This window comes from Georgenia muralis (genome assembly GCF_003814705.1).
GTDB lineage: Bacteria > Actinomycetota > Actinomycetes > Actinomycetales > Actinomycetaceae > Georgenia > Georgenia muralis.
Map to the genome: position 1 here is coordinate 4,071,084 of NZ_RKRA01000001.1, position 12,749 is coordinate 4,083,832.

A 12,749-nucleotide genomic window follows, 5' to 3' on the forward strand; every position below is an offset into this window, starting at 1 on the left:
CGGTGAGTCTCCACCACACACCGCCCTTCCGGCGCTCCCGGATCATCAGGGAAGCGCCGGGACATCTTCGTCGTGCGCACCGGGGGGGAGCCACGCCGAGCACCCCGACGTGCCGGCCCGGATCCCTCGGAAGCGCGAGCCTCTGCGCGCCCGGGACCTGCCGTCGGTGACCGCCGTACCGCACCACCGGTCCCGCCTGGAGTCCCCCGTGCCGAGCCCCCGCACACCCCGCCGCGCCCGTACCCCCCACCGCCCCCTCTCCCTCCTCGGACTGAGCACCCTGCTGGTGCTGTCCCTGGTCGCGACCGCCCCACCGGCGACCTCCGAGGTGCTCTCCGGGGCCGAGCCCGCCACGCTCGGCCAGGAGCCGCAGATCACCCCCGCCGAGCTGGGCGAGGACACCCTCGAGGGCCTGCAGCTGGCGGACCCGACCGAGAACCTCGACCTGGTGGCGCCGCCCGAGGCGGACAACCAGGGCGGCGCGGCGCTCAGCCACCCGCTGGGCGTCCCGGCCGGCCGCGCGGGCGTGGAGCCCACCCTCGAGCTCGCCTACGACTCCGGCGGCGGCAACGGCTGGCTCGGCACCGGCTGGGACCTCGGCCTCGGCGCCGTCGAGGTGGACACCCGCTGGGGCACCCCCCTGTTCTGCCCCGCCGCGGGCGCCATGTGCGGCCCGGAGGGCGAGCGCGACGTCGAGAGCGAGACCTACCTCCTCGACGGCGACCAGCTCAGCCCCACGGCCGTGCAGTACCCCTTCGCCGACCGCGAGGGCGAGAAGGACGACTGGACCCGGCGCGTCGAGACGCAGTGGGAGCGCATCGTCCGCCACGGGGACAGCCCGAGCACCTACTGGTGGGAGGTCACCGACAAGACCGGGACGACGCGCTACTACGGCGGCACGCCGGAGGGCGCGCGCGACCCGCAGGCGATCCTCACCGACGACGCCGGCAACGCCGTGCGGTGGGGCCTGTCCGGGGTGCGCGACATCTCCAGCAACATCATGCGGATCACCTACGACAAGCCCGCCGGCACCGGAGTCGGCGCCGAGGACGCCACCCTCGGCACCGGCTTCTACCCCCGCTCGATCCGGTACACCGGCTCCCTCGCCGCCGGCGTCCCCGACGACCCCGCGTACGAGATCGCCTTCCTGCGCGACGGCGACGTCGGCGTGACCGAGCGCCGGCCGGACGTCGTCGTCGACGCCTCCACCGGCGCCCTCGAGGTCACCTCCGACCTGCTCCGGCGGGTCGAGGTCCGCCACGGCGCGCCCGCTGCCGACGGCACCGCCCGCCCCGCCCACGACACGGTCGTCAAGGCCTGGAACCTCACCTACGCCGAGGAGGCGTTCGGGAAGTCCCTCCTGCGCACCGTCGAGCAGGTCGGGTCCGACGGCGTCGTCGCCGGGTCCCACACGTTCGACTACTACGACGAGGTCGGGTACGACACCGGTTACGACGGCTTCGCCGACGCCGACCCGTGGATCACCGGCGGCACCACCGACGCGGGAGCAGCCACCAACGACCTCAACCAGACCCTCCTCGGTCAGGTGGACCTCTCCGCTCTCGGCGCCTCGGAGACCAACAGCGGCGACGGCCACGCCTACATCGGCTTCAACGCGACCGCACCGTCGAAGACCGGCTCCTTCGGCGGGTCGATCTCCGTCAGCGGCGGCGGTACCGGCGGCCTGGTCGAGATGATCGACCTCAACGGCGACCTCCTGCCCGACAAGGTCTTCCGGAGCAACATCACCGGCGCCGGCGTGCAGTACCGCCTCAACACCTCCGGCCCCGACGGCGGCACGACCTTCGGCCCCGCGAAGTCGGTCGTCGGCATCGGCACCCTCTCGACCGAGGCCTCCATCGGCATCTCCGGCGGCCCGGAGGCCTACTTCGGCGTCTCCGTGCAGTTCAACATCGCCGCCGACGTCGCCATCGGCGAGCAGTACTTCACCGACGTCAACAACGACGGCCGGCCCGACTACGTCAGCGCCGGCAAGGTGTGGTTCAACACGCCCGACGGCAGCGGCGGGGTGGAGTTCCGCGGCGACAGCTCCGGGACCGCCGTCCCCATCGACCCCGGCACCGCCAGCCTCGCCGGCATCGAGGCGCTGCAGGAGTTCGAGGACTTCCAGCGGGCGAACTCCCCGCTCCAGGACGTCGTGCGCCGCTGGGTCGCCCCCTTCACCGGCACCGTGCAGATCACCGGCGGCGCCACCCTCGACCCGCCCTCGGGGGCGGACTACACCGGCGACGGCGTCCGCGCCGCCGTGCAGTACCGCGGCACCGAGCTGTGGGCCGCGAACCTGGCCACCCCCGGCGCGAGCGCCACGCCCACGGGCGTAGACACGGTCGCCGTCGAGCGAGGCCGGGCCCTGTACTTCCGGGTCGGCTCGGTCGACGACGGCGCCGAGGACCTCCTGCGCTGGGAGCCCGTGGTCACCTACACCTCGCTGGGCACCCCGAGCGTCGACGCCAACGGGCTGAGCCAGACCCGCTTCGCCGCCGCCGAGGACTTCACCCTCGCCGGGCGCCCCGACACCCCGGTGCTCATGCCGCTGGCCGGCACCGTCCGCGTGGAGGGCACCCTCACCAAGTCCGCCGTCACCAGCGACGACCTCACCGTGCTCGTCCTCCACAACGGCGCCGTGGTCCACTCCGTGCCGGTCGCCGCGGGGGCCACCGGCGACGTCCCGGTCGCCGCCGACATCGACGTCGCCGCCCCCGTCCCCGGTGTCGAGGGCGACCCGGCCCAGCCCGGGAGCGCCGACTCGATCGTCCTGCGGATCGCCGCCGACTCCCCCGTCGACCCCACCGCCGTCTCCTTCGCGCCCCGCCTGTACTACACCCAGGCCTTCGACGGAGCGACGGAGATCCCGGTCCTCGCCGACCTCGACGGTGACCTCGTCGCCGACGAGCCGGCCCTCGAGCTCGAGGTCCCCTACGACATCGACATCTACCCCCGCAACGACCTCACCGCGCCCGCCGAGCCGTGGGCGTCCGAGCTCGACGAGACCCGCGAGGTCACCGTGAGCGCCGAGCTCGGCGCCGTCTCCTCGACCGAGCCCGGCGCCGTGGTGCTCACTGTCAAGCGGCGCACCGCCGACGGCGACCCCGGCGAGCTCGTCGCGAAGGGCACCTTCGACGTGCCCGCCGCGCTGCTGCCCGGCCTGCCGACCGGGGGGTCGACGAGCCTGACCGTCGACCTCGCCCCCGACGAGGACTACTGGTTCGACCTCACCGTGCGCGAGCCGGGCCTCTCCGACCACATCACCGGCAGCGACGTCACCATCAGCTGGACCGATGACGACGGCGCGGCCCAGGACCGCGACGTCCCGCAGACCCTCAGCTGGGCGGGACGCCAGGGCATCTTCCCCATCGCGCACCGCGGCTGGGCCTACGCCGGCTACAACGCCGACGGCCGCTCCACCGACGCGATCGACGAGCAGGCCTTCGAGTTCGACCGGGCCGACTACCCCGAGGCAGCCCCCACGGGCTTCGATGACGACAGCTACCAGGACCCCGCCCAGGGCGAGGCCTACACCTACACCCCGTACGTCCTCGACGTCGTCGGGGCCGGCGGGGTGGTCGACACCGTGCCGATCTGGCGGGGGATCAAGGACAACCTCGCCGGCGGCGCGGGCTTCATGTCCTCCTCCCGCACGGGCGCCGACAGCGTCGGCGTCACCGGCTCCGCGGCCGGCGCCGGGGTCCAGGCGGTGCGCCGCGTGGGCGTCTCCGCGCCGATCCTCGGCCTCGTCGCCGGCATCGGCCCGCTCTCCGGAGCCTTCGGCGCCGGGCCGAGCTTCGGGCTGCTCGACTACGTCGACATGAACGGCGACGCCTTCCCCGACGTCGTCGCACCGGGCCGGATCACCTACACCACCCCCCGCGGCGGCTACCTGCCCGGCTCGGGCGACGGCCCCGACGTCGTCGGCCAGGACACGACCTTCGCCGTGAGCGGCGGCTTCGAGGGCACCGCGATCGACGTCAAGGGCAACTCCAAGGGCGACGCCAACACCGCCCAGGACACCGCCTCCACCTCCGGCGCCGGGAAGAAGCCCACCGCCGGGGGCTCGGCGCAGCAGGGCGAGCCGGCCGAGACCCAGGAGTCGGGCGCCAACGTCGGCGCCAGCCTCGGCATCACGGCCCAGTTCACCAACCCCGGCTCGCTCAGCGCCGACTGGAACGAGGGCCTGGGCGCCACCGACCTCGACACCGACGCACCGCTCGAGCGCGAGCTCGCCGACGTCAACGGCGACGGCCTGCCCGACCAGGTCGTGGCGAGCCTCGACGGCGTCTCGGTCTACCTCAACCTCGGCTACCGGTTCTCCTCGACCGCGGTGAAGTGGTCCGGCGGCGCCTTCGAGAACGGCGAGTCCTACTCCGGCTCCGTCGGCCCGCTGCTGGGCTTCAACTACAACAAGAAGGAGTTCTCCGGCGGCCTGTCCTACAGCGAGGGCATCGACCAGGCCCGTTACTCCTGGGTCGACGTCGACGGCGACGGCGTCCTGGACCGCATCCGCAAGGCCGGCGACGGCACCATGGTGGCCTTCGGCTCCGGCAGCGGCCTCGCGCCGGAGGTCGACTACGGCACGATGGTCTCCGGCGAGCTCGAGCTCGTCGGCGACATCCCGCTCGGCGAGCAGGCCGCCCAGGACCGCAGCCGCGGCCTCGGCGGGGGCTTCGACTTCATGATCCCGGTCGGGCCGCTGTGCCCCCCGCCGATCGGCCCCGGCTGCTACATCATCGTCAACCCCGGCGCCAGCTACGAGCGCAGCCTGTCCTCCACGCAGGTCCAGCTCACCGACGTCGACGGCGACGGGTACCCCGACTCCGTGCGGAGCACCGCGGACGGCTCGATGACCGTGCGGGCCAACAACCGCGGCCGCACCAACCTCCTGCGGTCCGTCACCAACCCCCTCGGCGGCGAGATCCGCCTGGGCTACACCCGCGACGGCAACACCGAGGACCAGCCCTACCCGGTCTGGCTCATGACGTCGGTCGAGGTCGACGACCACCGGCCCGGCGACGGCCCGGACGTCCAGGCCACCACGTACCTCTACGAGGGCGGCCGGTTCGACCCGGTCGAGCGCGAGCAGATGGGGTACTCCACCGTCACGGAGCAGCAGCGCGACGGCGCCCTCGACGCCGCCGTCCTGCGCCAGACGGTGCGCACCTACGCCACCGACACGGTCTTCGACTCGGGCCTGGTCACGTCCGAGGTCCTCCAGGACGGGACCGGGCAGCGGCTCTCGTCGACGACGTCGACGTGGATGCTCACCGAGCTGACCGAGAACGTGGCGGCCTCGGCGGCCACGGACGCGGTGGAGGCGCTCGTGAGCCGCCCGACCACCGGTGCCGAGGCCCTCGCACTCCTCGACGACGCCCACGGCGTGGTCCGCACGAAGGTCGTCCAGTCCTGGTACGACGCCGGCGGCGACCTCGGCACCTCCCGGGAGTCGCACTTCGCCTACGACGACCTCGGCAACGTCATCGAGCAGGGCGACCCCGGTCAGGCCGGTGACGCCTTCGCGGACGACCTCACGTCCGTCACCACCTACTCCGAGTGCCGCGACAGCTCGTGGGTCTCCTCGCCCGCCACCTTCACGGTCCTCGACCACGACGGCGCCGTGCTGCGCGACCGCGACGGCTCGACCGACCTGTGCCTCAACGCCGTGCCCATCCACCTCGAGGAGCGCATCGACGACGGCACGGTCGCCGTCACGGACCTCGAGTTCGACGCCTGGGGCAGCTACGACCGCATCACCTACCCCGAGAACGCCGACGGCGAGCGCTACACCGTCGACTACGTCTACGACGCCGACCGGCACACCGACGTCGCCGAGGTCGTGGACAGCCACGGCCTCACCGCGACCGCCACGTACTCCCCCGCCGGGCGCGTCACGAGCCGCGTGGACGCCAACGGGGCGACGACGAGCTACACCTACGACACGTTCGGCCGGCTCGCCACCATCCGCAGCCCGTACGAGCAGGACCCGGCGGGTCCGCCGACCGTGGCGTACGAGTACGCCCCGACGGCGGCGGCCTACGGCTACGCGATCGCCCGCCACCACGACCGCTTCAACCCCGGTGACACGATCGACACGGTCGCGTTCGTCGACGGCATCGGCCGGGTCACCCAGACCAAGCACGACGCGGACATCCTCGCCGGCGACCCGGCGGACCCCTCGACCGACGAGATGATCGTCGCCGGCGCGGTGGAGTTCGACGCCCTCGGCCGTGAGGTCGCGGAGTGGTTCCCCACCGTCGAGCCGCTCGGCACCATCGGTGAGTACCAGGCGACGACGTCGGGCTACCCGCCGACCACCACCTCGTACACGCTCCTCGACCAGGTCGCGGAGGTCTCGGTGCCCAACGGCGAGGACGGCACCGACGTCCACGTCACCACCCTGGAGTACTCCTTCGGCTCGGTGACCGGGGTGCCCGCCGGGCTCTTCGTCACCACCACCACCGACGCCAACCGCAACGAGGACGCCACCACCGGCAAGCAGCACGTCACCTACACCGACGTCCGGGACAACCTCCTCGTCGTCGACGAGGAGCCCACCGGCGCGGACCGGCTGCGCACCCGCATGGGCTACGACGCCCTCGGCCAGCTGGTCTCCGTCGTCGACAGCGCCGAGAACGTCACCGCGCACACCTACGACGGGCTCGGCCGGCGCCTGTCGACCGAGACCCCCGACGGCGGGCTGCGCGAGCTCGCGTGGGACGCGGCGGGCAACCTCGTCTCCGAGGTCACGCCGAACCTGCGTGCCGAGGGCCTGAGCATCGACTACGCCTACGACGTCGACCGTCTCGTGCGGATCGACTACCCGGCCGGCACCCCCGACGTCTCCTACACCTACGGGGGCCCGGGCGCCCCGGGCAACGGGGCCGGCCGGGTGGTGGCGCTCGAGGACGGCGCCCGCCTGCAGTCGCTGACCTACGACGCCCTGGGCAGCGTGGCGCAGGAGACCACGACGATGAAGGCCCACAACCTGGGGCCCCAGACGGCCGAGAAGCTCACCTTCACCACGGGCTTCACCTACGACTCGTTCGGCCGGCTCGACACCCTCACCTACCCCGACGGCGAGGTCCTCGCCCACGAGTACGACTCCGGCGGGCTGCTCTCCGGGATGGAGGGCGCCAAGGACTGCACCGAGCTGGGCGCGCTGGCCGCACCGGTCGACGCCGTGGCCACGACGATCACCGTGACCGAGCGGGCCTCGTCGGTGCCGGCGCTGCCGTTCACGATCACGATCGGTGGCGAGCAGCTGCGGGTCACCGACCGGGTCGCGACCGGGACGCCGGGGCAGTACACCTACACGGTCGACCGCGGCATCAACGGCACCGCGGAGGTCCCCACGGCCCAGGCGCACGCCGCCGGGGCCACGATCACCTCCGACGTCGCCGTGACGTGCACCTACCGCTACCTCGATCGGCAGGAGTACGACGAGTTCCTCGACCGGCGGCTCCGCCGCACCGGCAACGGCGTCGTGAGCCAGTGGGCGATGGACTACATCGGCCGGCTCGAGACCCTCGTCACCGACACCGACGTGCGCCAGGTCCAGAACCTCACCTACTCCTACGACAAGGTCGACAACGTCCTGTCGATGGTCAACGAGGTCCCGGCCGCCGTGCCGAGCCTCTACGTCGGGCCGAGCGAGCAGAGCTACACCTACGACCCGTACTACCGCCTCAGCTCGGCCGAGGGCTCGGCGGACGTGGCGCCGGCCAAGGTGCGCGAGTTCACCCTGGCGCTCACCTACGACGAGCACGGCAACGTCACCCGCAAGGAGCAGACGGACGTCATCCGCAAGGCCAACGGCAAGGGCAAGGCCCTCGTCCAGACGCCGACCACCTACACCTTCGGCATGGACTTCGCCGGCGACGGGCCGCACCAGCTCACGCTCAACGGGCCCCGCTCGTACACCTACGACGCCAACGGCAACCTCACCGGCTGGGACGACTCCGAGACCAACGAGACCCGCACCGTGACCTGGGACGCCGAGGACCGCATCACGCGGATCGACGACGGCTCGGACACCACCGACTACACCTACGACGCCGACGGGCGCCGGGCCATCGAGCGCGGCCCCGACGGCGAGACCTCGTTCGTCAACCGGTGGTACACGGTGCGCAACGGCTCCGTCCCGTGGAAGAACATCTGGGCCGGGGACGACCGGCTGGGCTCCAAGCGCTCGTTCGACGACGACTACGAGCACCAGCAGTACTACCTGCACAAGGACCTCCAGGGCTCGACGAACGTCGTCACCGACGACACCGGCAAGGTCTTCGAGCACTGGGAGTACCTGCCCGGCGGGGAGCCGTGGATCCGGGAGGACTCCAACGTCCACCGCACGCCGTACCTCTACGCGGGCGGGTACCTCGACGAGGTGCGTGACCTCGTCAGCCTCGGGCAGCGGTGGTACGAGCCGCGCGAGGGGATCTTCTACAGCCCCGACCCGATCCTCCACCGTGACCCGGCTGCGGCCGCGGCCGATCCGGCGCTGCTCCCGGCGTACTCCTACGCCCAGTCCAGCCCGCTGCGCCTGGTCGACCCCGGTGGGGACGCACCCGACGCAGCCGGGGCGGACCTGCGCTCACCCGGCATCGCGGCGGCGGTGGGCCGGCTCGCGGCCGCCGGCAAGGCGGCGGCCTTCCAGGCCGACCTGGCGCGGTCGTCCCGGCTGTGGCAGGCGCTCGTGCGGTTCTCCGGGACCGACCGGGCGAGGTCCCTCCAGGCCTTCTCCGAGCGGTTCGAGATGAAGCCGCTCGTGCAGGTCAACCTCGTCAGGACGGCCGACGGCTGGGCGGTGCAGGACGTCCAGCTCTCGCCGTTCGGCTTCGTCCAGAAGAAGGTCTACGAGGGAGCCACCGACCGGGCCGGGGACGCCGGCACGAACCCGGCGGCCGACGACGGGCTCGGCGGCCAGGGCGCACCCGTCCCCGGCGCGGGCACGCCGGCCGCCGACGCGGCACCCAACGGTCCGCCGGTGCCGGGCACGGCCACGGCGCCGAGCGGCGCGGGGGCGGCGCCGGGACCGGCCCCCGCGAGCCCCGCGGGGGCGGGGCCGGCCGCCGGGGGCGGCGGAGCCGGGTCCTCGTCGCTGAGCGCCGGCGTCGGGGCGGCGGACGGTCCGCCGGACTCGGGCGCGAGCTGACGGACCGCCCGGGGCGGCCGGCCGAACCCGCCGGCCGCCCCGGGGCGGCGTCCTATGCTCGGCGCTGTGAGGGTCGGGGTGCTCGGCCCCGTCGAGGCCTTCCTCGACGGCCCGCTTGACCTGGGGACGCGCAAGCAGCGCGCCCTCGTCGCCGCGCTGGCCCTGCACCGCGGCCGGCCGGTCGCCGTCGACACGATCATCGACCTGCTCTGGGGGGACGACCCGCCCGAGGCCGTCGCCGGGACGCTCCAGGCGTACGTGGCCCGACTGCGCCGGGTGCTCGAGCCCGACCGGCCCGCTCGGGCGCCGGCCACCGTCCTGGTGACGCTCGAGCCCGGCTACGCCCTGCGGCTGGCCCCGGAGGACCTCGACGCCGCCGTGTTCGAGCAGGTGAGCGGGCACGCCCGGCGGCTGCTCGCGCCCGCGGGACTCACCACCGCCGGCGCAGGGACCGCTCCGGCGCGGGCCGCGCCCGCCGGCCGGCGGTCCGAGGCCCTGCCGACCGGCGTCCTCGAGGACGCCGCTGCCCGGCTGGAGTCGGCCCTGGACCTGTGGCGCGGCGAGCCCTACGTCGAGCTCGGGGACGCCCCCTCCGCCGTCGCCGAGCGGGCCCGCCTCGAGGAGCTGCGCCTCCTCGCGCTGGAGGACCTCGCCGTCGCCCGGCTCGCGCTCGGCCGGCACGGCCAGGCGGCCGCCGAGCTGGATGCCCTGACCTCCGCGCACCCGCTGCGGGAGCGCCTGTGGGCGCTGCGGGCGCTCGCCCTGGCCCGCGGGGGCCGGCAGGCCGAGGCCCTCGACGTCCTTCGGCAGGTGCGCGAGGTGCTCTCCGACGAGCTGGGTCTCGATCCGGGGGCCGAGCTGCGCGCGCTCCAGGCGGCCGTCCTCGCGCAGGACCCGGCCCTGGCGTGGGTACCCCCGCCCGTCACCGACCGGGCGGCCGGCGCACCCGCACCCCCCGCGCACACCGCCACGTCGCCGGCGAGCCAGGGCCCCGGGGAGTCGCCCACGAGCCCGTCGCGCCCCGGCTCGGACCGCGCCGACCTCACCCCGCTCCCCCGGCTGCCCTCGTGGCCGATGGCCGGGCGCGAGTCCGAGCTCGTCGCCCTCACGGGCCTGCTGGACGTCGCGGACGGCGGCGGCCCGTCGTTCGCCGCCCTGGTCGGGGAGCCGGGGATCGGCAAGTCCCGGCTCAGCCACGAGCTTCTCGTCCTCGCCCGCGCCCGCGGGGCCCAGGTCCTCGTGGGCCGGTGCTCGCAGGACGACGGCGCACCGCCCCTGTGGCCGTGGGCGGCGGTGCTGCGCGGGCTCGGCGAGGACCTGCCGCTCGGGCCGGGCGGGCAGGGCGAGGGAGGGCATCACGAGGGCGCGGGCTTCCGCACCTGGGAGGCGATCGTGACGGCGCTGGTCGCCGACGCCCGCGAGCGCACCGTCGTCGTCGTGCTCGACGACCTCCACTGGGCCGACCCCGCCTCGTTGCGGGTGCTGCGCCTGCTGGCCGAGACCGTGGAGTCCGGACGGCTCCTGGTGCTGTGCACCTGGCGCGAGCACCCTCAGCCCGTCGGCCCGCTCGCGGAGGTCGCCGAGGCGCTCGCCCGCCGGCACGCGCTGCGCCTGAGCCTGCACGGCCTCGACGCGAGCGCCGTCGCGACGGTCGTGGCCGCCGTCGCCGAGACCACCCCGACCGGGGCCGAGGCCGACGCGCTGCGCGAGCGGACCGACGGCAACCCGTTCTTCCTCGTCGAGTACGCCCGACTGGCCCGCGAGCGGCGGGACCTGCCCGGCCTCCTCGCGGAGCCGGACCCGCCCTCGGCCGTGCGGGAGGTGCTGCTGCGCCGGCTCGACCGCCTGCCGGCGCCGACGGTGGCGGCGCTGCGGGCCGCCTCGGTGGTGGGTCGGCGCTTCGACGTCTCCTCGCTCGCCGCGGCGGCGGGCGGCGACGAGGACGAGCTCCTCGACCACCTCGACCTCGCCCTCGCGGCCGGCCTGGTCCGCGACGAGGGGGTGGACCGGTTCTCCTTCTCCCACGCGCTCGTGCGCGACACGGTGCGCTCCCAGCTCAGCTCGACCCGGCGGGCACGCACGCACGCGAGCGTCGCCGCGCACCTCGCCGGGCTGCCGGGACGCGAGGTCGAGGCCGCCCACCACTGGCTCGCGGCCGGGCCCGCGCACGCCGCGCACGCCTGGCGCGCCGCCGTCGCCGCCGCCGCGGCGGTCCGCCGGTTCCACGCGTACGAGCAGGCGGCCGAGCTGCTCACGGCCGCGCTGGCGTCGATCGACGTCGCCGGAGGCGCCACGGCGCGCGAGCGCTACGACATCCTGCTCGACCTCGTCGACGCCTACCGGTGGGCGGGCAGCTGGGAGGGGCTGGTGGCCACCGCCGAGCGCGCCGTCGCGGTGGCGGAGGAGATCGGCGACGTCGAGCTCCTCGTCCGCGCGGCGTCGGCCCCGACCGTGGGCGCGCTGTGGCAGTCGGCCCCCGAGGGGCAGGTCCACGCCGGCATGGTCGCGACGCTGCGGCGCGCGCTCGAGCGGGTGGGGCCCGGCGACGGCGCGGTGCGCTGCCGGGCGCTGCTCAGCCTGGCGAACGAACTCTACCACGGCGCGGGCGTCGCCGAGCGACGGGCGCTGCTCGAGGACGCCATCGCGATGGCCCGGCGGCTGGGCGAGGACGTGCTGCTGCTGGACGCGTGCGAGGTGGCCTGCGCGACCCTCCAGGCTCCGGCGACCGTCCACGAGCGGCTGGCGTGGTCGCAGGAGGCGGCGCGCATCGCCGGCCGCATCGGGTACGAGCGCACCTACCTCGTGGCCCTGTGCCTCCGGGCGGGCGTGGAGGGCGAGCTGGGGATGGTGGGGCCGATGCGCGCGACCATCACCGAGGCGCGCCTGCTCGCCACGCGGCTGCGGGTCCCGTTCGGGCTCATCGTCCTGGCGAACCTCGAGGTGCCGTGGCTGGCGATGGCGGGCCGGTTCGACGAGGCGCAGGAGTGGGTCGCCGGGCTGGAGGACCTCGACCGGGTGACCGGGATCCACCAGTCCGGCGAGGCCCTGGCCGGGGCGATGGCCGCGCTGCGGCTGTGGCAGGGCCGCAGCGCCGAGTCCGTCCCGGCGCTCATGGCCATGGACGCCGGCCCCCAGCCGCTCGCGACCACGGTCGCCGTCTTTCTCCTGCGCGCCGGCCTCGTCGACGAGGCGCGGGCCTACCTCGCCGCGCACCCCGCCGGGCTGGATGACGAGAGCTTCGTGGCGCTCCTGGGCTGGTGCATGGCGGGCGAGGCCGCGCTGGGACTGGGCGACGCCGCGCTCGCGGCGGCCGCGTACGAGCGGGCGGTCCCCTACGCCGGGCTCAGCTGCTCGGCCGGGTCCGCCAACGCGTCCGGGCCGGTGGACGCCTACCTCGCGCTCGCCGCCGCGGCGGCCGGGGACCTCGCCGCGGCGGGGCGCCACGCCGACCGGGCCGCCACGCTGTGCCGGGAGTGGGAGATCCCGCTGGCGGGGCGGTGGCTCGCGGCACAGCGGGAGCGGTACGGCTTCTGAGCCCGACCGAGATGGATCGACCGGTGTCGGACCCCTCGGTGAGAATGTCCCG

The 12,749-nt window shown here is 74.7% G+C and carries 2 protein-coding genes; both read left to right on the top strand.

What is annotated here, in order from left to right; all coding sequences use genetic code 11:
• The first annotated feature begins 208 nt into the window (after window positions 1–208).
• Window positions 209–9,163 (top strand): SpvB/TcaC N-terminal domain-containing protein, encoded by an 8,955-nt coding sequence (locus tag EDD32_RS18325; protein WP_170175355.1) that lies wholly within the window; start codon window positions 209–211, stop codon window positions 9,161–9,163.
• Between the two features lie 66 nt (window positions 9,164–9,229).
• Window positions 9,230–12,697, top strand: coding sequence for an ATP-binding protein (locus tag EDD32_RS18330; protein ID WP_170175356.1), 3,468 nt, complete (start codon window positions 9,230–9,232; stop codon window positions 12,695–12,697).
• The last annotated feature ends 52 nt before the right edge of the window (window positions 12,698–12,749 follow it).